The 24,513-nt window shown below is 60.1% G+C and carries 21 protein-coding genes; 5 read left to right on the forward strand and 16 right to left on the reverse strand.

Going from position 1 to position 24,513, the window contains the following annotated elements:
* Positions 1-180: 180 nt before the first annotated feature.
* The gene (locus HMPREF3153_RS08160) at positions 181-1,473 is read right to left on the reverse strand and encodes an adenylosuccinate synthase (RefSeq protein ID WP_070420541.1); all 1,293 of its coding nucleotides are present in this window, start codon (positions 1,471-1,473) and stop codon (positions 181-183) included.
* Between the two features lie 180 nt (positions 1,474-1,653).
* A complete protein-coding gene (gene gltS, locus HMPREF3153_RS08165; protein ID WP_246817177.1) occupies positions 1,654-2,874 on the reverse strand; it encodes a sodium/glutamate symporter in 1,221 nt (406 codons plus the stop codon).
* A 217-nt stretch (positions 2,875-3,091) separates the two neighbouring features.
* Between gltS and HMPREF3153_RS08170 the strand changes: the two genes are divergently transcribed.
* Positions 3,092-3,991 carry a hypothetical protein gene (locus HMPREF3153_RS08170; protein WP_070420542.1) on the forward strand — a complete coding sequence of 300 codons (900 nt, stop codon included), beginning with the start codon at positions 3,092-3,094 and terminating at the stop codon, positions 3,989-3,991.
* A 20-nt stretch (positions 3,992-4,011) separates the two neighbouring features.
* Here HMPREF3153_RS08170 and HMPREF3153_RS08175 read toward each other — a convergent pair whose 3' ends face one another.
* The 12 genes from HMPREF3153_RS08175 to HMPREF3153_RS08230 form a co-directional block, all read right to left on the reverse strand.
* A complete protein-coding gene (locus HMPREF3153_RS08175; protein ID WP_049151393.1) occupies positions 4,012-5,220 on the reverse strand; it encodes an FUSC family protein in 1,209 nt (402 codons plus the stop codon).
* 335 nt (positions 5,221-5,555) lie between these two features.
* Positions 5,556-6,590, reverse strand: coding sequence for a class II fructose-bisphosphate aldolase (fbaA, locus tag HMPREF3153_RS08180; RefSeq protein WP_046646103.1), 1,035 nt, complete (start codon positions 6,588-6,590; stop codon positions 5,556-5,558).
* A 174-nt stretch (positions 6,591-6,764) separates the two neighbouring features.
* Complete coding sequence (locus HMPREF3153_RS08185; RefSeq protein WP_070420543.1) at positions 6,765-7,961, reverse strand: glycoside hydrolase family 76 protein; 1,197 nt, start codon at positions 7,959-7,961, stop codon at positions 6,765-6,767.
* A 73-nt stretch (positions 7,962-8,034) separates the two neighbouring features.
* Positions 8,035-8,724: a TrmH family RNA methyltransferase gene (locus HMPREF3153_RS08190; protein WP_172454466.1), complete on the reverse strand. Its 690-nt coding sequence runs from the start codon at positions 8,722-8,724 to the stop codon at positions 8,035-8,037.
* Positions 8,711-9,256: an orotate phosphoribosyltransferase gene (gene pyrE, locus HMPREF3153_RS08195; protein ID WP_046646105.1), complete on the reverse strand. Its 546-nt coding sequence runs from the start codon at positions 9,254-9,256 to the stop codon at positions 8,711-8,713. Before pyrE ends, HMPREF3153_RS08190 begins: the two co-directional genes overlap by 14 nt.
* Before the next feature lie 71 nt (positions 9,257-9,327).
* Positions 9,328-10,515 carry a type III secretion system chaperone family protein gene (locus HMPREF3153_RS08200; RefSeq protein WP_070420544.1) on the reverse strand — a complete coding sequence of 396 codons (1,188 nt, stop codon included), beginning with the start codon at positions 10,513-10,515 and terminating at the stop codon, positions 9,328-9,330.
* 54 nt (positions 10,516-10,569) lie between these two features.
* Positions 10,570-11,418, reverse strand: a complete 849-nt coding sequence (locus HMPREF3153_RS08205) for a sulfurtransferase (protein WP_070420545.1) — start codon at positions 11,416-11,418, stop codon at positions 10,570-10,572.
* Between the two features lie 165 nt (positions 11,419-11,583).
* Entirely contained in the window at positions 11,584-14,142 is a 2,559-nt protein-coding gene (clpB, locus tag HMPREF3153_RS08210) for an ATP-dependent chaperone ClpB (RefSeq protein ID WP_046646108.1), read from the reverse strand.
* A gap of 538 nt (positions 14,143-14,680) precedes the next feature.
* Positions 14,681-15,658: a glycine betaine ABC transporter substrate-binding protein gene (locus tag HMPREF3153_RS08215; protein ID WP_052953186.1), complete on the reverse strand. Its 978-nt coding sequence runs from the start codon at positions 15,656-15,658 to the stop codon at positions 14,681-14,683.
* A 168-nt stretch (positions 15,659-15,826) separates the two neighbouring features.
* Positions 15,827-16,504, reverse strand: coding sequence for an ABC transporter permease (locus tag HMPREF3153_RS08220; protein WP_070420546.1), 678 nt, complete (start codon positions 16,502-16,504; stop codon positions 15,827-15,829).
* Positions 16,501-17,145, reverse strand: a complete 645-nt coding sequence (locus HMPREF3153_RS08225) for an ABC transporter permease (RefSeq protein WP_046646110.1) — start codon at positions 17,143-17,145, stop codon at positions 16,501-16,503. The genes HMPREF3153_RS08220 and HMPREF3153_RS08225 overlap by 4 nt, the downstream gene beginning before the upstream one ends.
* Entirely contained in the window at positions 17,142-17,960 is an 819-nt protein-coding gene (locus tag HMPREF3153_RS08230) for an ATP-binding cassette domain-containing protein (protein WP_070420547.1), read from the reverse strand. The genes HMPREF3153_RS08225 and HMPREF3153_RS08230 overlap by 4 nt, the downstream gene beginning before the upstream one ends.
* Before the next feature lie 212 nt (positions 17,961-18,172).
* On the opposite strand from HMPREF3153_RS08230, the gene HMPREF3153_RS08235 reads away from it, so the two are divergent.
* Positions 18,173-19,240, forward strand: a complete 1,068-nt coding sequence (locus HMPREF3153_RS08235) for an LLM class flavin-dependent oxidoreductase (protein ID WP_049062300.1) — start codon at positions 18,173-18,175, stop codon at positions 19,238-19,240.
* A 77-nt stretch (positions 19,241-19,317) separates the two neighbouring features.
* A complete protein-coding gene (locus HMPREF3153_RS08240; protein WP_049062299.1) occupies positions 19,318-20,565 on the forward strand; it encodes an FAD-binding oxidoreductase in 1,248 nt (415 codons plus the stop codon).
* 15 nt (positions 20,566-20,580) lie between these two features.
* On the opposite strand, the gene HMPREF3153_RS08245 is transcribed toward HMPREF3153_RS08240, so the two are convergent.
* Positions 20,581-21,390 carry a carbon-nitrogen hydrolase family protein gene (locus HMPREF3153_RS08245; RefSeq protein WP_049062298.1) on the reverse strand — a complete coding sequence of 270 codons (810 nt, stop codon included), beginning with the start codon at positions 21,388-21,390 and terminating at the stop codon, positions 20,581-20,583.
* Between the two features lie 103 nt (positions 21,391-21,493).
* Between HMPREF3153_RS08245 and HMPREF3153_RS08250 the strand changes: the two genes are divergently transcribed.
* The gene (locus HMPREF3153_RS08250) at positions 21,494-21,754 is read left to right on the forward strand and encodes a hypothetical protein (protein WP_049062297.1); all 261 of its coding nucleotides are present in this window, start codon (positions 21,494-21,496) and stop codon (positions 21,752-21,754) included.
* A complete protein-coding gene (locus HMPREF3153_RS08255; protein ID WP_049062296.1) occupies positions 21,751-22,911 on the forward strand; it encodes an alpha/beta hydrolase in 1,161 nt (386 codons plus the stop codon). Before HMPREF3153_RS08250 ends, HMPREF3153_RS08255 begins: the two co-directional genes overlap by 4 nt.
* Positions 22,912-22,941: 30 nt before the next feature.
* On the opposite strand, the gene HMPREF3153_RS08260 is transcribed toward HMPREF3153_RS08255, so the two are convergent.
* A complete protein-coding gene (locus tag HMPREF3153_RS08260) occupies positions 22,942-24,462 on the reverse strand; it encodes an acetaldehyde dehydrogenase ExaC (protein WP_005529733.1) in 1,521 nt (506 codons plus the stop codon).
* Positions 24,463-24,513: the final 51 nt, after the last annotated feature.

The following is a 24,513-nucleotide window of genomic DNA, read 5'->3' on the forward strand; positions in this document are numbered from 1 at the left end:
GGTGAAAATGCAAATGCTCGGCTACTTGGTTAATCTCGGATTTTCTATTTAAGGAATAGTTTATGGAACTTTCGACATAGGAATGTATCTCGTAAACGGTGGTAACTACGCAAAAAGGCAGGACCCCGTTAGGGAACCCTGCCTCAAACTAAGCTAAGTATCTCGAATTGGATATTCGGATTAGTGATCACTCATTACGTCGTGGCGGATGATGGTCTGGTCGCGGCCGGGGCCAACGCCAATGTAGGACATGCGGCAACCAGAGAGTTCCTCAAGGCGCAGGACGTAGTCCTGAGCCTTTTGTGGGAGTTCCTCAAAGGTCTTGCAGCCCGTGATGTCCTCATCCCAGGCCGGCATGGTCTCAAAGATTGGCGTGGCGTGGTGGAACTCAGACTGGGTCAGCGGCATCTCGTCGTAGCGCTTGCCATCGACGTCGTAAGCCACGCAGATCGGAATCTCACCAATACCAGTGAGCACGTCCAGCTTGGTCAGGAAGTAGTCCGTGAACCCATTAACGCGGGTGGCATAACGAGCCACCACGGAATCGTACCAACCACAGCGACGCTTACGGCCGGTATTTACGCCGACTTCGCCGCCGGTGGTCTGTAGGTACTCGCCCCACTTGTCGAAGAGCTCGGTCGGGAACGGGCCGGCACCCACGCGGGTGGTGTAGGCCTTGATGATGCCCAACGAGGTTTTAATACGGGTCGGGCCAATACCCGAGCCCACCGAAGCACCGCCGGCAGATGGGTTGGAGGAGGTCACGAACGGGTAAGTTCCGTGGTCAACGTCCAGCATCGTTGCCTGGCCGCCCTCCATGAGGACGTGCTTACCAGCCTCAAGAGCCTTGTTGAGTTCCAGTTCAGCATCAATAACCATGGGAGCCAAACGGTCGCGGTAGCTCAGGAAGTACTCCACGATTTGCTCTGGGTCAATTGCCTTGCGGTTGTACATCTTCACCAGCATCTGGTTCTTGATGTCCAACGCAGACTCAACCTTCTGGCGCAGGATGGACTCATCGAAGATGTCCTGCACGCGGATGCCAATACGGGCGACCTTGTCAGAATAAGCCGGACCGATGCCGCGGCCCGTGGTGCCAATGGCGCGCTTGCCCAAGAAACGCTCCTGCACGCGGTCCAAAGTCTGGTGGTACGGCGCCACAAGATGAGCGTTCGCGGAGATACGCAGGCGCGAGGCATTCGCGCCGCGTGCCTCAAGGCCGTCGATCTCATCAAAGAGGGCCTCGAGATTGATAACCACGCCATTGCCCAGCACCGGAATTGCGTTCTCAGAGAGAATGCCGGCGGGAAGGAGCTTGAGCTCATACTTCTCGCCGCCAACTACAACAGTATGGCCAGCGTTGTTGCCGCCATTCGGCTTGACTACGTAGTCAACCTTGCCACCGAGGATGTCGGTGGCCTTACCTTTACCTTCGTCGCCCCACTGAGCGCCAACGATGACGATTGCTGCCATTTGGGAGTCACTTCCTAATGATTGAAGCCAAATACGCAACTACTTTACCCCTAGACCATGGGTAGCGGTGGCTAATGTGACATGCTTATGCCAAATCCCGACAATTCTTCGGCGAGTACGCCTCCTGCCAGCTTGAATACGCTGGGCTAAATTGACGGGGAGATGGCCTAATGGATTGGCTTATGCCAAGTTGAGGAACACCAGGATGTTCACGATGTTGGCAAAGTCAATAAACATGCCACCGATAATCGGCAGAATGAAGAACGCCAGTTTGGATTCCTTGAATTTGGTGACCACCGAGTCCATGTTGGCCATACCGTTCGGGGTTGCACCCATGCCGAAACCACAGTGACCAGCGGTGAGTACGGCGGCATCGTAATCGCGGCCCATGACGCGGAAGGTGACAAAGTTGGCGAAGAGCCACATGAGGATGGTCTGCGCGAGCAGCAGAATAAGCATCGGGATAGCCAGCTCAGCCAGCTCCCACAGCTTGATGCTCATGAGAGCCATAGCCAAGAAGAAGTTCAGGCCAATGACACCGATGATCTCCACCTCTTGGGTCGGAACCAATTCCTTGTACATCTTCTGTTCACGGCTGTCATTGATATAACGCAGGATGATGGCCACGATCATGGAGCCGAAGTAGAGCGGGAACGCAGCCTTGTCGGTGAGCAGACCCACGAGGTAGTTCATTGCGTCGGTCAGGAAGCTGCCCAGCAGCATCGCCACGAGGATCATCACAAAGGCGTGCAGCACGGCGTCGCCACGCAGTTTGCGAGATACGTGCTGCAGGATGGACTCGTCAATGTCAACCTCAGCGGATTCCTTGTCCATCAACTTGTTCTTCAGGATCAAGCGGTTCGCCAACGGTCCGCCCATGAGCGAGCCAATAACCAGGCCGAACGTCGCTGCAGTGTAGGCCACGGTCTCAGCACCGGTCACGCCGCCTTCTTCCACGAGAGGAGCAATACCGCCGGAAACTCCGTGGCCACCGGTCATCGAAACGGAGCCCGTCATGAGCGCGAGCTGCGCGTCAACGCCAACGAGGGGCGCCAGTCCCACTGCCACGACGTTCTGCAGAATCGTCAGAACCAGGGCCACAACCAGGAAGAGCATGACCTTTGGGCCAGCAGCGCGCAGCACCTTCAGAGATGCGCCGTAACCCACCGTGGTGAAGAAGATAACCATGAAGAAGCTTTGCAGCGTGGTATCAAAGGTGATCTCCAAAATGCCGGTCTGGTGCAGGACCAGGTTGATGATGGCAAAAAGGAACCCGCCGATAACAGGGGCGGGGATGGCAAAACGTTCAAAGAAGTAGATGCGCTGCTTGAGCCAGAGACCCAGCATAAGCAACACAACAGCGATGCCGATGGACTGGATCATGGTGAATTCAATAGCCACGATGGAGCCTCCGCGAAATTGTTTGGAAAATAGCTTTTGCGCCCGAGCACGTGCCAGGACACCAAGTAGAAAGTTATGCGGAATAAGAATATAGCCATATGTGACCCCGTACACCCCAATCGGCCGTTACTCATGGGGGTACTACGCGCTGTAGGGTGAAAGGGTTACGGCCCGCGCACTGCCGGGCAACACCCCTGGAAAGGCAAGGTCTCAAACGGTGGCTCTCTTTGTTATTCGGTGCGGCAGCGACGTCTCCTTAGAACTGCCCGCTGAAGCCACACTTCTCGACGTCAGCGCGGTTCCCACCCGTAAAGAGCTACGCGTGCTTGACGACGCCGCTGCCATCGCACTCCCCCACGATCCCACGCCTACGCTCGACGAGATCGCGGCCCAGCCAGATGTGCGCCACCTCGGCACCCCCGAGCTCGCGCCGCAAGCACCGCACCTTAAGGATCCGCTACGCGTCGTCGTGGTGGGGACCGATGCCGCTTTATCCGCCGTGCTTACTCGCATGATGCGTAGCGACTACCTGTGGGCCGAGCTGGGTTTCGTGCCCGTGAAGGAGTCGACGGTTGCCCGCAACTGGGGCCTGCCCACCGATTTCGAGTCTGCATTGAGCGTCGCGCTGAGCGCGCCAGTGCGCCCGGCACCACTCATCCGTAACGACGCCGGCCTAGCCATCGCTGGTTCCGCTTCCATCTCAGAGTGGAGCAACGGTGAGATCACGGGCGAGATCATCGTCGATGACCACGTGGTGGTTCGCCACGAAGCCACCAATACCACTGGGATCGGAACGTACGGTGCGCGCTTGGTCCCCATGGTCGATGCACCGGGAATCCTCGCAGCAAAAGCCGTCTCCCCCGTCGCCGCGTCGGCGTCGTTCGGCCTTGCTGCGGACACGGCTAAGCCATCCGGTTTCGGCGCCTGGCTGCGTTCGAAGTTCTCCTCACCGGCCGCACCAGGACAGCTTGATGAAGATACCGTATGCACCGGCCGTGCAGTTCAGGCAGGTGGCCCTGAGCTGCGCGTCGTGGTCGATGGTGTCGGCGCCAAGCGCCCAGTCAACCGCGTGACGTTCTACCGTCACCTGCGCGATCTGCAGGTGGTTCGTCCGTAACGGCGGACCCTTTCTCGTCTCTATTCGCCGTCCCACACTTCTGGTGGATACGCCGGATGGTCGGAGGTCGGCGCCAGTTGCGCCACCGCAGATTCACGCGACATGCCGGACACCATGAGCAGATCCACGATGATAGAGCGCGTTTGCGCCAGCATTGAATAGGCAGAAAGCACCCCGTCCTCGCCGATCACTTCCATGGTCGATCGCGCGCCAAGAATGCGCAGCTTCCGCACTATCTCTGGAATCACCACAGCCTCGTTGGCACGGCTCTCATTGGAGGATTCCTGGGCATACAGCTCGGAGAGTTCCATCGTGACGTCGGAAAGCTCGTCGATTAGCTCGATCTGTTCGTCGGTCACGTGGTCCCCGTCCTCGGCAAGGACCAACGCACGGCGGGACAGCACGCGCACACCGCGCACCGCGTTGTCCACTGGGGTAAGAATGCGTTCAAGCGACTTCACGTTACGCTGCCGGCTCCATAGAAACGGCGAGACCTTAACGGTTTCGGCCCCGCCTTTGGCGGCATTCAGCATGCTGTTGATGTCCCCCTGGGTGCCACGTACCGCATCACGAGCTTCCAAAATCGTCCGGGGGTCGTTGGCGCGCAAGCCTTCTGCGACGTCGGAAAGCACTGATGAGGCCACTCCCAACACCTTGGAGATTTCCTTGCGTACCGCACGCAATGGGGATGTAGGAATGAGTGCAACCATGCTGATACCGATGACCGCACCGATGATGGCGTCGATCGCGCGGGAGAGACCACCCATTTCTTCAGGCGGCATGATGGTGGCAATCAGAATGGCGCCGATGGCGATCTGGTTACTGACCAGCTGCGAACTCGTGACAAAGGAGGCAATCAGCAGCGAGCAACCGATGATGATGGTCATGTGGACGGGGCCGGTACCCACGCCGTCGACGAGCAGAGTACCCACGATGACGCCAACAATGCCGCCGATAGACAGGTCCACTGCACGTTTGAGACGGTCACTGCCGGAAAGACCGAGGATGATGATGACCGACATCGGTGCGAAGAATGGCTGTGAGTGGCCAAAGACCACGTGGGCGACGAAGAATGCCAAGCCCGCTCCCAGCGTTGACTGCAGGATAAACATGAAGCGCGACTTCACGCGTGCGAACCGCGACTTCACCGAGCGGTCGACGCTGCGCAGCTGTTCGCGAGTGCTAAGTTTCACCCGCCGAGTTGTGCTTGTGTTTTTGTCATCCGCCATAGTTTCCCTATCTTAGTTCGCCCGTGTGGATTGCTTGGCTCTGGTTGGGGTCGGCCTGGGTCGTGGCTGGGTTCGCTCTAGATGGTGAGCTGATCTCACCATTTGCGGTTCCCATTTGCCCCATTGGCTTACACTAGTCCCTTTTGTTGCACGGTGACCTCACCATTTGGGTTTTGATACCGGTCTTGATTCGGGCGAGGATTTTGACCAGGGACTTTGCCAGGAACTTTGCCGGGGCATTCTTTGACGCTAAACGCAGCAAAGCCGCTCCTCCCTCCCTGCGGCTGCGGGGTGTGGAGGAACGGCTCTGTGTGGTGTGGGTTTGGTGGTCAGCCTTACTTGGAAACGGTCTTGCCCACGGAGTGCAGGTCGGTGCAGGCCTCGACAACACGGTCAGCCATGGACTGCTCAGCCTTCTTCATGTAGGAGCGTGGGTCGTAAACCTTCTTGTTGCCGACCTCGCCGTCGATCTTGAAGACTCCGTCGTAGTTCTCGAACATGTGGCGAGCAACTGGGTTGGTGAACGCGTACTGGGTGTCAGTGTCAACGTTCATCTTCACAACGCCGTAGGACAGAGCCTGCTCAATCTTCTCCTTCTCAGAGCCAGAGCCACCGTGGAAGACGAAGTCGAACGGCTGAGCGTTCTCATCCAGGCCAAGCTTCTTGATGGCAGCCTTCTGGCCCTCATCAAGAACCTCTGGGCGCAGCTTCACGTTCCCTGGCTTGTAGACGCCATGAACGTTGCCGAAGGTAGCAGCCAGCAGGTAGCGACCCTTCTCACCGGTGCCCAGTGCGTCGACGGTCTTCTCAAAGTCCTCGGTGGAGGTGTAGAGGTTTGCGCCAGCCTTAGCCTGAACGCCGTCCTCTTCGCCGCCGACGACGCCGATCTCAACCTCAAGGATGATGTTTGCGTTGTGTGCTTTCTCCAACAGCTCCTGTGCGATGACGAGGTTCTCGTCGATTGGAATAGCGGAGCCGTCCCACATGTGGGACTGGAAGAGAGGCAGCTCGCCGCGGTCAACGCGCTCCTGGGAGATGGCGATGAGCGGGCGGACGTACTCGTCCAGAACTTCCTTCTGGCAGTGGTCCGTGTGCAGTGCAACGTTGATGCCATAGTGCTTTGCTGCCTCGTAAGCGAAAGCAGCCAGAGCTTGAGCGCCTGCAACCTTGTTCTTCACGGACAGACCGGAGCCGAACTCAGCGCCGCCGGTGGAGAACTGGATGATGCCGTCGGACTCTGCCTCGGCAAAGCCACGGAGTGCGGCGTTGATGGTCTCGGAGGAGGTGCAGTTGATAGCCGGGAATGCGAAGCCGCCCTTCTTGGCGGTGTCAAGCATCTGGTTATAGACCTCAGGAGTTGCGATTGGCATGAAGTTCCATCCTTTGTGTGTTTCGGAGAATCACGTTCCAGTTCCCAAGTATGCCTGTTTTTGTCCGTTTTCGCCGCGACAAATTTTGTGAGGTTAGTTAACGCAGGCTAGCGCGTTCCAAGCCTCATGCAATAAGCAGGCAAAACCACAAAATAGTACGCTTGTAATGCGTTTTTATCCTTCTTCAGATTGGTACTTTGTGACCCTCGCGCAGGCCTCCAAGAGCATCCAACCGGACAATTGGACCGACAAATCGCGCTCAGCGACGCGGATGATTCCGACCTTTTCGCCGAGGGTATTAGGCCCGAATCCATAGTTGTGCGGCAGGCGGGCATCGGCAGTCCAGTCGGATCCGAAGATCGGCAGACCATCAACTTCCAAGCGATGCTCCCACACCGACTCCGCAGAAGCCACCACCATGCGCGCCGCCAGCTTCTTGGTTGCCCGGTTGGCCGGGGAATCGCCGGGCAAGCGCACCGCGACGTCGGCAAGGTAGCGCACGAGGATGCCCTTGAACAGGCCACCATCACCATCGCCCGTCTTCCAGTTGATAACTCCGGAAGGAGTCGCCATGCCCGTCGCCACCGCTTGGACCAAGCCACGAATGTTGGTGATGTAGTGCATCATATCCGCAGCCAGCTCGGCCTCTTGCACGGTATCGATGCGCTCGAGGGAGGTCAGACCAGCCTTTTCCCGCAGTGCAAGCGCGATCTCCAAGCACGCGCCCAGCACGACGCCCTGGCAGTACGGGTGGATTGCCTTCACAATCTCTGGACCATCCATGCGCATGCGGATGCCGTCCATGATGAATCCGTCATCATCAACGAGGTGATCATAAATCCAGTCCACGATGTGGCGGGCCTCGTTGATGCGGCCCATGCGAGCCAACATGATTGCGCCCGGGCCATTCGACGGCACGTTGAGGAAGGTCTCCCCTTCGCGCCACGGCAGCACACCAATGGTTGGGTCAACGCCTTCGCGAATATTGCGCTGCAAGCTGCCAAGGCGCTTGTGTACCTTGACCTTCTTGAGGTTTTCCGCCCTCCCCATGGCGAGTGCGAGCCAAGCCTTGTCATCGTAGTAGCGATTTTCATTCAGCTGAGAAAGATTACGCAGGCGGATACCGCGCATGGTGTCCGCGATGCGGGCTCGACGTACCTTGGTGTTGTTACGAAGCGCGGCATCGACTAGGCAATCGAGATAGTGAGCTTGCCACCAATAGTGCCAGTGCACGAAGAGCTTTTCCTTGCTCGTCGGCGGCCAGCTCACAACCGCGAGATTGGTACGCGGGATTGACCATACGGCTTGCGCATGGCGATCATTGATGGCAGTTTCCGCGAGGTCAGCGCGGTGAGCCCATGTCTCTTCCACAGTTGGTTAATCACTCCCGATTATGTTTTTGTTACTTCATCCTATCCATTCCGGATAGTGATTTACCACGCTTTTACCAAGCTTGCTCGAGGTCAGCATGCTGACGGATCCAGGCATGCATCGCAATGCCTGCTGCAACGCCCGCATTAATCGAGCGCGTCGAACCAAATTGGGCGATGGAACACGTCATCATCGCAGCGTCCTGGGCCTCCTGGGTGACACCAGGCCCTTCCTGGCCAAACAGTAACAAGCAGCGCTCGGGAAGCTCCGCAGTCTCAAGGGGAACGCAGCCGGGAGTGTTGTCGATCGCTACAACGCTAAGCCCCTTATCACTCGCCCATTCCAGAAGCTCAGCGACGGTGGCATGGTGCATCAGGTGTTGGTAGCGGTCAGTCACCATGGCGCCGCGGCGATTCCACCGGCGACGCCCCACGATGTGAACGGTATCCACGGCAAAGGCGTTGGCGGTACGGACCACGGTGCCGATGTTCGAGTCATTCTCAAAGTTCTCGATGGCGATGTGGAGCGCATGCCTGCGCTTATCGATGTCCGCGGTAATAGCTTCCCTGCTCCAGTAGCGGTAGGCGTCCACCACGTTGCGGTGATCGCCGTCGCGAAGCAGCTCGGGATCGTACTGCGGACCTTCCGGCAGCGGGCCTTCCCATGGGCCGACTCCGTGCCGTCCTTCGTTCCATTCGGTAGGGCCCTTAGCAGAAGTCTCCTCCTGCAAGCGCTCGCGGGGTTCTTCCTTAGGCGAGGTCAAGATCTTCCAAGCTCAGCAGGTAGCGGTACTCCAAGCCCTCTTCAGCGATGACCTTGTCAGCACCTGTAGCGCGGTCCACGACGGTAGCCACGCCGACGACCTCCGCGCCAGCCTCGCGCAGTGCTGCCACCGCGGTCAGCGGGGAGTTGCCCGTGGTGGTGGTGTCTTCGACAACGAGCACCTTCTGGCCTGCAACGTCGAAGCCCTCGATACGGCGCTGCATGCCGTGCTTCTTGGCTTCCTTGCGCACGACGAAGGCATCGATGTCGCGACCATCAGCGTGCATCACGGAGGTAGCAACCGGGTCTGCGCCTAGGGTCAGACCACCGACGGCAACGTAATCCCAGTCGGCGGTGAGCTCACGCAGCAGCGAGCCGATGAGGCGGGAAGCCTCATGCTGCAGGGTCGCGCGGCGCAGGTCGACGTAGTAGTCGGCTTCCTTACCGGAGGACAAGGTGACCTTGCCGTGAACAACGGCGAGCTCCTTGACCAGCTCTGCCAGACGGGCCTTCTTCTGTGAATCCAAGCTCATGGCGCTCCTTCGCGTTAATGCTGAGTGCTTTAGATTGTTTGCGGGGTTTTAAGGTTTAGACGATTTAAAGACTACTCGTTCGAGTCTTCGTCACCGAAGATGGTCGAGCGGCGGTTGAGGTTGCGGCGCATACGGGCCTGTGCTTTATCGGGCAGCGGGCGCTCGCGACCATCAGCAATGGCGTCGACTTCATCAGCGCCAAGTGCGCTGTGGTCAACTACGCCGCGGACTTCGCTGCGCGTGCGGCTGGGCAGCTCCACAGGCTCCTCAGGCCGCTGGATGTGCGGGCGCTGGATCTCCTCGTGGTCTGGGACCAGGGTGGGGCCGGTCGGCTCTGCCTGCGGAGGGGCGGGGATCTCACGGCTAGGGTCGAGCTCCTCGACGCGGAGGACTTGCGCCGCGGAAGAACGCGGCGGGAGGACACGCGCGACGTCGGCAAGCTTGGCCATGGGGGCGAGCATGGCGTCCCACTCCGCGGCACGTGCGTGTTTGGCGGTCTGCGCGAGTACCCACTCGGACTCCATCCACACAGCGGTGACTTCGGCGGGCAGGAGGTGGAGCGCCACTTCGAGGCGCTCATCGATGAGCCGCTTGCCGACGCCCACGTCGGTGGCGAAGACTTCAAAGCCTTCGATTACATCGACCATGAATAGGTCTTCCGAGGCTGACTCCTCCTCAATCCCAACGCGGCGGAAATCCACCACGATGTCGGAGGTAGCGCCAGTGCGCATGGCCATGACATTGATGCCGCCCAGGTCCATCATCAGCATCTCGTGGCCGTGCACGAAGCCTGCGACGATGTCCTTCGGCGCCGCGCCCAAAGCGGCGGCTCCGCGCATCCATTCATCGGCAAGGTAATCGTCCTGCTTGGTGTACTCAAAACCATGCTCTTCGCCCCACGCCCTGCGGCCGCGGCGCATGGAGCCCGGTACGAAGCTGCGAGCTCGTGTGGCATGGGAGCGGCCACCGCCCGACTCTGGCGTGGGTTCTGGTGCCGATTCGGCAACCGGCTCGGCGGCCAGTTCTGGCTCGATATTGGCGGCAGGGGCTGGTTCAGGTTCTGGATGCGGAGCCGCCACCGGGGCTGGAGTTGCGGTCTGGTGGTTTTCCGGCGCTTCCGGTTCGGCAGTCTCGATGGCAGGGATATTAGGGGTAGGTACGCCGCCAAGCTGAGCGGAACGTTGACGCTTTTCTATAAGCAGGATGGCAACGCCCGCGACGCCGCAGGCAAGAGCGAGGAGAATGATTAGATAAGGCATCACCCCAAGACTTTAGTAGGAAGTCTTGGGGTGCGTGAGCTGGCGCGCTGGCTTTTAGACGTGGGTGCGGTCGCCGCGCTCGATTGGGTTGTCCGGATTAGCTGACCACTGAGACCAACCGCCGACGAAGTGGCGCAGGCCAGTGAAACCGAGGTTCTCCAGGATGCCGATTGTCAGCGCGGAGTGGTTGCCGGAGCCCGAGTAGATGATTGCGTCCTGGACGTTGTCCTGCGTGATTCCGGCAGCATCGAGGATGTCGAGGATTTCCTCGTCGCTCTTGATGGTCTGATCCAGGTTGTGGAACAAGCGCTCAGGGAGGTTCACAGCGCCTGGGATGTGGCCAGCCTTGAGGTCAAGGTGCTCGCGGCGGCCAGCGAAGCGGTTAGCTGTGCGGGAGTCGATGAGAAGGCCGTCGTGTGCCTTGACATCCTCGATAGTCGCGGTAGGCATCGAGCCTGGGACGATCTCAACTTCGGTGGCTAGGCCCAGGTTGCCCGGGCCGGTCAATGTATTAAAGCCCTGGCGACGCCAGTTGGCTAGGCCACCGTCGAGCATGCGAACGTTCTTAAAGCCTGCCCAGCGCAGGGTCCACCATGCGCGGGCAGAGAAGAGACCACGGCCCTCGTCGTAGACCACGATCTGCCAATCAGGGCGCAGGCCCCATTCCTCGCAGCTTTCCTGAAGACGCTCCGGGTTAACAAGCGGGTTACGACCCACCTTGGAACCTGGAAGGCCAACGAAGGAGTGTGCGGCTTCGGCAAACTGAGCCGTAGGAATGTGGAGGGACGTGAACTGGTTGTAGGCCTCCCCTTCACCGGGAGCCCATAGGGATGCCAGAACTGCGACGCGGTCGCCGCGATAGATGGATTGTTGGAGTTCGCTCGGAGAAACCAAATTGCTCATGTCCCTGATTCTAAGGGCACGCGGAGTTTCCTGCCGAGGGGCCGCCCATGCGGAAACTCTCTTTAAAGAAACGGGGAAGGCTCCTTATATGGAGTCTTCCCCGCTGCAGCGGCTTCCAGTGCCTGGTTTAGCTACTACTTAGGCGCGTTGTGCGCGCGACTTCGTTTAGCCGAGTGCCTTGAGCTCGAGGCTCTCGCCGCCTTCAGCGACATCGACGTGGACGGTGTCGCCGTCGAGGACGTCGCCAGCCAGCAACTGGCGAGCCAGCTGGTCGCCGATGGCCTGCTGTACTAGGCGGCGCAGCGGGCGGGCACCATAAGCCGGGTCATAGCCGCGCTCCGCGAGCCACAGCTTGGCGGCGTCGGAAACCTGCAGGTTGAGGCGACGGCCTTGCAACCTCGATGCCAGAGCATCGAGCTGGATGTCGACGATGCCGGCCAGCAGCTCGGAGGACAGGGACTCGAACATCACGACATCATCGAGACGGTTAATGAACTCCGGCTTGAAGTTGCGCTTGACGGCCTCCATGACCTCCTCCTTGGTGCCACCAGCACCGAGGTTCGAGGTCAGGATGATGACCGTATTGCGGAAGTCCACGGTGCGGCCCTGGCCGTCGGTCAGGCGGCCCTCATCGAGAACCTGCAGCAGAACGTCGAAGACGTCTTGGTGCGCCTTTTCCACTTCGTCGAAAAGCACGAGCGTGTACGGGCGGCGACGCACGGCCTCCGTGAGCTGGCCGCCGGCATCGTAGCCAACGTATCCCGGAGGGGCACCGACAAGACGCGCAACGGAGTGCTTCTCGCCGTACTCAGACATATCGATGCGAACCATGGCGGATTCATCGTCGAAGAGGAAGTCAGCCAGAGCCTTGGCCAGCTCTGTCTTACCAACGCCCGTCGGGCCCAAGAAGAGGAAGGAACCGGTCGGGCGGTTCGGGTCAGCAACGCCCGCGCGAGCGCGGCGCACGGCATCGGAGACGGCCTTGACCGCTTCTTTCTGACCCACCACGCGGCGGCCCAGCTCGGCCTCCATGTTGAGCAGCTTCTGGGTCTCGCCCTGCAGCATCTTGCCAGCCGGGATGCCGGTCCATGCGGAGACGACCTCAGCGATGGTGTCCGGGGTGACTTCCTCGGTCAGCATGGTGTTGGCCTGTGCGTTGGCGCGAATCTCAGCGTCGGCAACCTGCTTCTCCAGCTCCGGAATGCGGCCGTAACGCAGCTCGGAAGTCAACTCGTAGTCACCGTCGCGCTCTGCAATCTCAGCCTGGCGCTTCAGGTCCTCGAGCTCTTCCTTCGCTTGCTGGACCTCATCGATAGCCTTCTTCTCGTTGACCCAGCGAGCCTTGAGCTCACCGAGCTTCTCGCGCTCGTCAGCCAGCTCCTGCTGCAGCTTGGAAAGTCGATCCTGGGAGGCAGCATCGGTCTCCTTCTTGAGCGCCAGCTCCTCGATTTCCATACGGCGGACCACGCGCTCGAGTTCGTCGATCTCCTGCGGGGAGGAGTCAATTTCCATGCGCAGGCGGGACCCAGCCTCGTCCACGAGGTCGATTGCCTTATCTGGCAGGAAGCGGTTGGTGATGTAGCGGTTCGACAGCTCGGCCGCAGCAACCAGCGCGGAGTCCATGATGCGCACACCGTGGTGCACCTCGTAGCGCTCCTTCAGGCCACGCAAGATACCAACGGTGTCCTCGACGGAAGGCTCAGCGGCATAAACCTGCTGGAAGCGGCGCTCAAGCGCAGCATCCTTCTCGATGTACTTACGGTACTCGTCGAGGGTGGTTGCGCCCACGAGGCGCAGCTCGCCACGAGCCAGCATCGGCTTAATCATGTTGCCGGCGTCCATCGAGCCTTCACCCGTGGCGCCTGCGCCGACGATAGTGTGCAGCTCGTCGATGAAGGTGATGATCTGGCCGTCGGAAGCCTTAATTTCATCGAGGACAGCCTTGAGGCGCTCCTCGAATTCACCGCGGTACTTCGCACCGGCGACCATCGAGCCCAAATCCAGGCTCAGCAAGGTCTTGCCCTTGAGGGACTCAGGTACGTCACCAGCCACAATGCGACGGGCCAGGCCTTCAACGATGGCGGTCTTACCAACACCGGGCTCACCGATGAGGACCGGGTTGTTCTTGGTGCGGCGGCTCAAGACCTGAACCACGCGGCGGATTTCCTGGTCACGGCCGATGACCGGGTCGATCTTGCCTTCACGCGCACGAGCGGTCAGGTCGGTGGCGTACTTCTCAAGTGCCTGGAACTGTTCTTCGGGATTTTCAGAGGTCACCTTGGCCGCACCGCGCACGGAGGGGAAAGCGCCCTTGAGGGCGTCGAAAGTGGCGCCGCGTGAGGTAAGCAGCTCAGCAGCATCCGTCTTGGACCCTGCGATAGCTGCCAGCAGCACCTCGGTGGAGACGTACTCATCACCGAGCTCGCCGGCGAGCTCCTGCGCGCGGGTCAGGACGTTGAGCCCGTCGCGGTTAAAGTTGGGATTCGCCATCCCGGAACCCTCAGCCTTGGGGTAGGAATCAACAAGGCCGCGCGCTTCCTTGAGCACGGTCTCCGGATCCACGCCAGTGGCCTTCAGGACCGGGGCCGCAATGCCCTCTTCTTGGCTAAGGATTGCAGCGAGCAGGTGGGCCGGGCGGATGTCCGGGTTGCCATTGGACGAGGCAGTCTGCAGCGCTTGCTGCAGGGCCTCTTGGGTTTTGGTGGTGGGGTTGAAAGCACTCATGGCTTCCTCCTTGGAAGTTAAGTCGGAGTTTGTGAAGTTAGATTTGTTATGTTTCCACAGCTCGAAGGACTTTTCCTTCGCTGCTACTTATCTCAACGCACATAAAGTTGAGTTTGTTCCACTCAACTTCAAATTTTTCCATCTTTCCCGCCTGAGCGTAGCAGACTCAAGTTTTGAATGCCGGGCGCAGAGCCACCCTGCACAACCACAATGCATAAGAAATGCGGCCTTCCCCGAAAATTAGGAGGAAACCGCAAAAGTAGAGCTAGGTCGCCGTACTACGAGCACGCTGCCCGCCCTTTCCCAGGTTAAACAGAAACATCGGCAGAAGCACTGGCCGCGAAACAGCCATGTCGATATACGCCACAGGCATTGCCAATGTACGCGAGATTAGGGAAGCATCCTCAGGAAGCGAATCATAAATATGTTCAGCGCGCTCCCGGAGGTCAAGTCCGCGTAGGTATTCCAGTTTGCGCCGGTGCAGGTAATCAGGAAGTCAGGAAGGAATTGAAAAATCGTCTCCAAATAAGGGAAAATTTTAAGACGCGTCAATAAAATCGCGGGCGATAGCAGCCGGCTCCGCCTTCTCATTACCGGAATTTCTTAAGTTCATCGCTACAAGGTCTTCAGTCTTTAAGTTTCCATCAAACTTATCGAGTGCCTCCACTGCCTTTTGCGGAACATCCGCACTGCGGTAGACAGGTACAACATTCTGCGGGGCCACCAGGTTCTGGGGATCTTCCAGGCGCACAAGTTTTACCTCTTTGCCATCACGATCCAGGATGGGCGAGGTGGTGTAAATATCTGCCACGTTGGCCTCACCCTCCAAAAGCGCCGCAATAGTCAGCGGGCCGCCACCATCGGAAATTGCGTGCATGGTGAACTTGTCCTCGTCCACGCCATAGGTTTGACTGAGTCCGCGTGGGCCATACGGACGCTCCGCAAGCTCCGGGTTTCCCGCCAGTTTAATCTCGTCCAAGTTCTTCAGGTCAGCGAGGGAAGCCAGCTTGTATTTCTTCGCTACCTCAGGCGTCACATGATAGGCGTCCTTCGATTCCGCGGGGGCGAATGCGCCAGCGGCAAGCGCTTCGGGCAGCACGCCTTCGAGTGCCTCATAAACCTTCTGTTCATCAGCCCCGCTAGGAAGTTTCGCCTTGTAGAACTGCGCCAAGTTGCCGGTGTATTCCGGCACAATGTCCACAGTTCCCTCTTCCAGGGCCTTCATATAAATCTCGCGGGAACCAATCCCGGACTTCACTTCGACATCGAAGCCTGCGTCCTCCAAGGTCGCGGCCCACAGTTGGCCCAAGATCTCGGACTCTGGGAAGTTTGCGGTACCGATGACGATGGTCTTGCTATCGCCGGCGCTTTCCGACGCCCCCGGCTCCGCCGTAGGATCCGCGGAGCTGCACGACGCCAGAAGGGCCGCGCTGGTGACAGCTGCACAAACCGCGGCCACGCCGCGAGGCAAGGTACCGCGCTGCAGGCCAGAGTGAAGAAGTGAAAATGAGCGCATGAGACATACCTTCCGGGCTAGGGAGTAAGGAGCGTTGTATCTAGACGTAGTGACAAAACTGTTGAGGTTTTAACTGCACTAACTCCACGGTACCCAGATTCATTCCGTCATGACTGCTTTATATGCCTCCTCAGAGTCCAACTCTTGTAGCTACCTCCAGCCACAGACTTAGTTCCGCATGCCCGTATTCGGGCGTAGCAATCGCTGGCACAGCGCCAAGACACCGTCGACAGCAAATGCCAAAAGAGCCACCATGAGTGCGCCGACAAGCATCTGCGGGTAGTCACGCAGCGCCAAGCCATCAATGAGGTAGCGGCCCAGCCCAGACAACCCGATATAAGCCACGATGGTCGCGGTGGCCAGCACCTGGACCGCCGCAGAGCGTATGCCGCCCACGATGGAAGGCGCGGCAAGCGGCAGCTCCACCTGCCGCACAATGTCAGATTCGCTAAATCCCGCAGCTCGGGCCGAGTCCACCACCCCGCGCGGAATGGCCGTCACGCCGGTAACTGTCCCCGCCAGCATCGGCGGGATAGCCAAAATGACGAGCGTTACAATCGCCGGAATTACGGGAATGCGCACCCCGAAACTAAACTCCAGGGTCAGCCAGGTCAGCAGACCCAAAGAAGGCAACGCGCGCAATGCGCCCGACACAGCAACGACACCGTTCACGCCGCGACGCGTGTGCCCCATCAGGACACCCAAGGGCAAAGCGACGACCGCTGCGATTGTCACTGCCGCGAGGGTATAGCCCAAGTGTGCCAACAGGCGCTGCCGCAACCCGTTTGCACCGCTCCAATTCGCGCCATCAGCGATGAATGACAAGGCCTCTAGAAAAAAGTTCATGACGCTTTCCTAGCCCAGGGCAGCAGCACACGCCCGATAAGGACAAGCAGCAGGTCAAAGAGCACAGCGAGCAACACGGTACCTACAAAACCCGCGATGATCTGCGTGGGAAAGTTGCGCTGGAACCCTTCGGTAAAAAGCGTGCCCAAAGAGTGCACGCCCACCAGTGCACCCACTGAGATGAGCGAAATCGTCGAGGCAGAGACCACGCGCAGGCCGGCGATAATGCCAGGTCCTGCAAGGGGTAGCTCCACCTGGAACACTCGCTGCAGCGGCGAGTATCCCATCGCGGTCGCCGCAGAAGCCACCGCCGCTGGGACGGTGTCGAAGGAATCCGCCGTGGAGCGCACTTGCAAGGCCAGCCCGTACAGTGTCATCGCGATGATCACGTTGAGTGACGACAACACCGAAGTTCCAATAACCAAAGGCAGCAAGATAAACAGCGCCAACGAAGGAATGATGTAGAGCGCGCTGCTCACGCCCACGACGATCTCGCGAATTCGCCGGTAGCGGTGCGCCACCCAGCCAATTGGCAGCGCCACCAACAAAGCAAGCAGGATAGGCGGCCACGCCAAGTTAGCGTGCGCGATGCCCAGCTCCACTAAGCGCGAAAAGTTGCTGCTTAACCAGTCCCACTTCATGCGGGACCATCCGCCAATATTCCGGCCACCGCTCCGTCTTCGCCCACCAACACCTTGCGCCCGTCGCAGGTCTCAACATGGAGGCGCTTGGCTTCCAACCCCACGAAGTGCTCAACCTCGGTGCTGGCGGGGCTCGTAATGAATTCCTCCGCTTTGCCGTGCTGACGAATGTGGGCGCGCTCTCCGAGGAGCACCACGTCGTCGCCAAGCAAAAATGCCTCATCAACGTCATGGGTGACCATGAGGATGGTCTTGCCTATGTCCTCCTGCAGCTGCAGGACCTCACGCTGCAACTCGCGGCGCACCACTGGATCAACAGCGCCAAAAGGCTCGTCCATGAGCACGATGTCGGGGTCGGCCACGAGGCCACGGGCCACGCCCACGCGTTGCGCCTGGCCGCCGGAGAGCTCACCTGGGTAGCGGTCGAAGAATTCGGAGGCGACGTGGACTCGCTCCAGCCACTGGGCCGCCTGTTCCCGCGCTTGCTTTTTAGTGGCCCCACTCAGCCTGGCCACCGCGGCCACGTTGTCTAGCGCCGTAAAGTGCGGCAGAAGCCCGGAGTTCTGCATTACATAACCAATTGACCTGCGCAGATGCACAGCATCGCGTTCGACCACAGGAATGCCATCGATAAGCACTCGACCTTGGGATGGCTCCACCATCCGGTTAACCAACCTTAAAAGGGTGGTCTTCCCACAGCCTGAAGGCCCTACCAGAATGGTGGTCTTGCGCGGCTGCAGGGCATAGGAAAAGCTCTCCACCGCGGGGGCCGGGGTTCTCGGATACTGGACCGAGACGTTGTCGAATTCAATCATTGCCCAACAAGCTTACCCCTCCTAGGTATTACAGTGGCGAGAGTAAATTCGAACGCCGGCATCCCACAGCCCCACTTTCACCTCGCCGTCATCGGCGCCGGTCAGGCCGGGCTCCCGGCGCGGGCTGCCGTGTAAGCTCTCCGCACACTCGACGCTTCAAGCTAAAAGTGTTAACCTTTTGTTGTTACGTCAATAAAATTAGGGAGTTAGATATGAAAGCATTCGGCTTTCTGAGCTTTGGCCATTACGCCTTCGGCGGACAGCGCGGCCCGTCGGCCGAGGACATGGCCAAGATCCACCTCGACCTTGCACAAGCCGCGGACGAAATCGGCGTCAACAACGTCTCCTTCCGCGTCCACCACTTCGTGCCACAAGCCTCCGCGCCGATGCCGCTCCTGGGCGCAGTGGCGGGTTCCACCAAGCACATCGAGGTGGGCACCGGCGTTATCGATATGCGCTACGAAAATCCGCTGTACCTGGCAGAGGAAGCAGCCTCCCTGAACCAAATCGCACGCGGCCGCGTGGCCTTGGGTGTCTCCCGCGGCGCCCCCGAGGTAGCCGACCGCGGCTGGGAGTCCTTCGGCTACAGTTCCGAGGCCCCCAACGGCGCGGACTTGGCCCGCGCCAACTTCGAAAAGTTCATGGCCGCCATCGACGGCTATGGCATGGCCACCGCCGCCCCGCTGGAGAACCAGTACCCCAACATGTATCAGCCGGGTTCCCAGCTGCCGGTCTTCCCGCACTCCCCTGAGCTGCGCAAGAACATCTTCTGGGGTTCTGGCACGCACCGCACCGCGGAGCAGGCCGCCAAGGATGGCGTAAACCTTATGTCCTCCACCCTCGTTTCGGAAACCTCCGCTGAGACCCTCGGCGAGATTCAGGTGGACCAGATCAACCGCTTCCGCGCCGCATGGAAGGAAGCTGGCCACGGCTGGACCCCGCGCGTTTCCGTCTCGCGTTCCATCTTCCCCATCGTCGATGGCGCAGATATGCAGCGCTTCGGTATGCAGGCCACCGGGCACGACCAGGTGGGCTTCCTGCCAGAAGTTGGCGCCTCCACCTTCGGCCGCACCTACGCCGCCGAGCCGGACAAGCTGATTGAACAGCTCAAGGCTGACCCGGCAATCATGGCCGCCGATACGCTCCTCATCACGGTGCCCACCACCATGGGCTTGGACGTAAACGTGCGCATCCTAGAAAACTTTGCCAAGCACGTAGCGCCGGAACTCGGTTGGATCCCGAACGACCAAGGCCCAGTCACTGGCTACGAGATTGCCTGAAGCGAGGCTCAACCGAGGGGGACTAGCCCATTTCCTTCGTCCTCTTTCTTCCAAGGCCCCAAGTAGGATTGATTGACATGAAGGAATTGGGCGAACACGTACGCAGACACGCTGACGATTACCGCGACGCGGTGCACGAGCACTTCTTCGCCACCGTGGCGGAGTCACGCCAGATTTTCGCCCTGTCCATGCGCGATACGCACCCTGCGCTCGGCCCGGCCGTGGCCTGGGTACTCGACGCCGCCGAAGACGACGGCACAGTGCCCGCGGAAACTCTCGAGCGCATCAAGCAACTCGGCCGCGAACACCGCCGCCACGGCTTCCCGCCGGAAATCTATCCCAAGTTCGAAGCTTCCCTCATTAAAGGCTTCGAAGCCCTAGCACTCACCAGCCACCAACAGCAGGTGGCCACTCGCGCCCTCCACATGGTGTGCCAAGCCATGGCGGAGGCAGCGCATGCTGACGACGTCGCCGGCATCGCCCCCGCACACAGCGCCCAGGTCGTGGCGGTCGAGCACCCCAACCGCAAGACCGCCATCATCCGGGTGGAATCCGGCGCTCCCATTGACTACCAAACCGGCCAGCACTTTCCCGTCACCTCGCAGCTGCTGCCCGGCACATGGCGCATGCTCACTCCAGCCCACCCCGCCGATGCGACCGGGCAGCTGACCTTCCACGTGGCGCTAGCTGGCGACGCCTCCTCCATGCTGGCCAAGGCCAAACCTGGGGACTGGTGGACTTTGGGCGCGCCTGCCGGCGAGCCGCTTGAGCTGCGTACCAAAGCTGCTTCGCAAGCAGGCCAAGCAGGTACCGCCTTGATTAGCTTCGGAACCGGCTGGGCAGCCGCACGCGCAGCGCTGCTGGATTGCTTGAACTCCAATGACCTTCCCGCAGGACTCAGCATCTACAGCGTGATGCCCTCCCCGGGCGAGCACTACGACACGCATTTCCAAGCCAACGTCCAAGCCCTTGCACCGCGACTTTCGCTGCACCGCGTCTCGCGCAGCGCTCAAGACCCGTGGTTGCTGGGCGCGCAGCCGCAGGCGGAGGGCTTTAGTGTGGAGTCCACCGAAGACCCTATGGGGACTGTCCTCCTGCACGAGGGCACGGCAGCTAAGCGCAAGCGCTTCATCTTGGTTGGCCCAGCCGACCGCGTGGAGGTTTCCCGCGAAGCGCTGCTCAACCACGGGGTCCCAGTTGAGCACATCGAAGAAACGTCCTGGCAGCGCGGACATGAGTGGGCAACTTCCGCAGCCGATCTCGACGGCTGGGAGGACTGGGATGCATGGGCTGCATGGAAAAAGTCCGAGTGGACAAAGCAATAGCGTGGTGGGCGAGCCTTAAGCCTCGAGCACAGGGATTGCCTTGCGCGTCTCCTCCACGAGATCGGCATCAATTTCGGCATAGATGATCTCCGGTTCGTAGCCGGCTTCAACTACGCGGGTGCCGTCAGGTGCCACGACAACGGAGTGACCAATGCCGGTGGGGCCAGAATCCTCACCGGCCTTTTCCTTGCCACCCGGGCGGGCTTGACCTGCCGCGACGATGTAAGAGGTGGAATCCAACGCGCGCGCCGCACTGAGCAGGCGCCACTGGTCGAGCTTGCCCGGGCCATCGGCCCAGCTCGTAGGCACCACGATGACCTGGGCGCCTTGGCGAGCCAGCTCTTTGAACTGCTCTGGGAAGCGGATGTCATAGCAGATTGCCACGCCCACGGTGATGCCGGCGACGTCGAAAGCCACAAGCGCCTCACCCGGGCGCACCGTGTCGGATTCCTTGTAATTGAAGGCGTCGTAGGTGTGAATCTTCTCGTAACCGCCCAAGATATCGGGGCCAGCGATCAAGGCCGTGTTGGTGACGCGGTTGATGGTCTTGCCGTCGCGTTCCACGGTGTCCGCTGGGGTGAACATGCCCAGCACCACGGTGACACCGAGCTGCTGCGCCACCGCACGAATGGTGGTCACGAAGTTGCCGTCGAGTCCCTGTGCCTGCTTGTCGAGGCGACCCGCTCCGAAAGCTTGGGAGGTAGCCTCCGGCAGCACGATGAGCTGCGCACCGCCTTCCGCGGCCTCACGGATTTTCTCCACGGCCAACTCGAGGTTCTCCTCGATGTCTCCGCCGGTCTGAATTTGCACTGCAGCTACCAACATGACTACCCAAAATAGCGCAAGTCGCGATGAGTTATCCACAGATCTGCCCTCGCAGAGAATTTGGGTATGGAAAATCCTTGACATCTTCCGCAAGGCTGAGTTTATGAAATTCTTTATCGCAGATTCCGCCCGTTCCACCGTCAGTTCCCTTCTTGGCCGCCGGCACGTCGCAACAGCTCCCCCACCGCCTGAGTACCCGCGCACCGCAACGGCGCTGGCCCGCATTCAGGCTAAGTGGGATTCAACGCTGAGCAAGAACGCCGCGCTTCACGACGCCGCCCTTAACAACCTCGATCAATTCCTGGGCCATGCCCAACATTTAGACATGGAACTGGCACAGACACTGGACGGGGGCCTGCGATGAATCGTGCGGCAAGCCTCACACTGAGCGCGCGACACCTCCACAACTCAGGCGCTGAGCTCGACTTATTTATTAAGGGTTCGCTCGATCATTGGGTACGCCTGCCAATTTTCGGAGACTTTGCGGAGGCCGCCCGGAGCCAGCTTTCGGCCACCACCGGCCAGCTCATGATTCCCGCCGAGGCCATGCGCGCCGCGGCACTGGTGTTGGAGAGCTACCAACCCTTACTTACTCGCGTCGAAGAACTCCGCGCCCAGGCAATCGGCATGCTTACCCGAATGGATGAGGTCCAGCCGTGGTCCACTCAGCTGGGCACAATGTTGAATGCACTTGACGCTCTTGCTGACGCCCTCGACTGGACCTGCGCCGCCCAAATCGATGCACTATGCACCCCGGAGCTCGCCCCGGGCGGCAGCTACTTCGAAGACTTCTCCGAGCTGCCTTTAGACAGCCTGCACCAAATGCAACTGAGCACCGCCCCACCGGAGGCAGCCGCCCTTACCGCCAACAATCCCGACGTAAAGATTCTCGAATCAGGTCCCGGCCGAGTCGCGGTGCTTGTCGATCCGACAAAGGTGGGAACCGCGGCCGCTAGCGTCACCACGTTTATCGGCGGCGTTGGTTCCTCGGACCCCGGCGGCTGGCAGCGGGGCATCGAACGCGCGCGGGTAATCGCCCACGCGACCGGCGGTCCAGCCGTGGCGTGGATGGGATACTCCGCGCCACGCAACCTAAGCGGGGCACTGCACGAGGCACCAGCTACACGCGGCGCGCAGGATTTACAGCGCTTCCAGCGCGCCGTGGGCCAGCGCTTTCCTAGCGCGCAGCGAATAATCGTGGGCTATTCCTACGGTTCTGTGGTGGCGGGAAAGGCAGTGCGCGCCGACAACGTTGCGGATGACGTGGTCTTCGTCGGCAGCCCCGGCACCGATGCCGCAACAGCTAGCGAGCTAAGAGCGCGCACATGGGCGTCGACAAACGCGCACGATCCCATCGGCACCACCACAGGCCCAGGCGGTGGAATCCACGGCCCGGACCCGAGCTCCGCGGCCTTCGGCGCCACACCCCTGCCAGGGGCTAACCGTCTGCCCGGTGACCACAGCTCATACTTCGAAGACCCCGCATTCCTGCGGGGCCTAGGAAGGATTGCTCGGCGCTAACCCAAGCAGCAGCTGCTCGAAACGAGAGACTTAGAAGAGACCAGCGTGCTCCTCGGAGTAGGACACCAGCATGTTCTTGGTCTCCTGGTAGTGGGCCAGCATCATGAGGTGGTTCTCACGGCCGATGCCGGACTCCTTGTAGCCGCCAAACGCGCTGTGCGCTGGGTAGACGTGGTAGTGGTTGACCCACACGCGGCCCGCCTGAATCTCGCGGCCCGCGCGGTAGCAGGTGTTCTGGTGGCGCGACCAGACACCGGCGCCGAGGCCGAAGTTTGTGTCATTTGCAATCTGGATGGCTTCCTCGAAGGTCTTGAACGTAGCCACAGAGAGCACCGGGCCGAAGATTTCTTCACGGAAGATGCGCATGTCGTTGGTGCCCTTGAACACGGTTGGCTCGATGTAGTAGCCGTTCTCGAGGCCTTCGACCTTGTTCACGTTGCCGCCGACGAGGGTCTCCGCGCCCTCCTTCGGGCCGATTTCCAGGTACTCGGAAATCTTTTCCATCTGTTCCTGGGAGGCCTGCGCGCCCATCATGGTCTCGGTGTCGAGCGGGTGGCCGATCTTGATCTTCTTGACGCGCTCGACAGCCAGCTCGAGGAACTTGTCCGCGATGTCTTCGTGGATGAGCGCACGCGATGGGCAGGTACACACCTCGCCCTGGTTGAGTGCAAACATAACGAAGCCTTCGACGCACTTCTCGAGGTAGGCGTCATCCTTGTCCATGATGTCCGCGAAGAAGATGGACGGGGACTTGCCGCCCAGCTCGAGGGTGACGGGGATGACCTTGTCAGCTGCGGCCTTGTTGATGATCTTGCCCACTGGGGTGGAGCCGGTGAACGCAATCTTGGCAATGCGATCGGAGCCGGACAGGGCCGTTCCGGCCTCCTCACCAATGCCGTTGACAATGTTGAGCACGCCCTTGGGGAGAAGGTCACCGATGATATCGATGAGCAGAAGAATGGACGCCGGGGTCTGCTCGGCTGGCTTCATGACGATGGTATTGCCGGCGGCCAGGGCAGGCGCGATCTTCCAAGCGGCCATGAGCAGCGGGAAGTTCCACGGAATGATCTGCCCCACGACGCCAAGCGGCTCGTGGAAGTGATAAGCCACGGTGTCTTGGTCGATCTGCGAAAGGCGGCCTTCCTGCGCACGAATGGCACCAGCGAAGTAGCGGAAGTGATCGACGGCGAGTGGGATGTCCGCCGCGAGGGTCTCGCGCACCGCCTTGCCGTTCTCCCAGGTCTCGGCCACGGCGATCTTCTCGAGGTTTTCCTCAATGCGATCCGCAATACGGTGCAGGAGCAGCGCGCGCTCAGCCGGAGTGGTCTTGCCGAAGGTTTCAAAGGCCTTCTCCGCAGCGTCGATAGCCAGGTTGATGTCAGCTTCCTTACCACGGGCTACCTGACAAAAGACCTCACCAGTGACCGGCGTGATGTTGTCCATGTACTCGCCGTCGACCGGTGGTACCCATTCGCCGCCAATGTAGTTGTCATAACGCTCGCGGAAGTTGACGATAGCGCCTTCGGTACCGGGATTTGCGTAGTGGGTCATGATGAAGCCTTTCTTTTCAACAAGTTGGGTTGCTGTATACAACTGCGTGAC

This window comes from Corynebacterium sp. HMSC06C06 (assembly GCF_001807295.1).
Taxonomy (GTDB): Bacteria; Actinomycetota; Actinomycetes; order Mycobacteriales; family Mycobacteriaceae; genus Corynebacterium; species Corynebacterium striatum.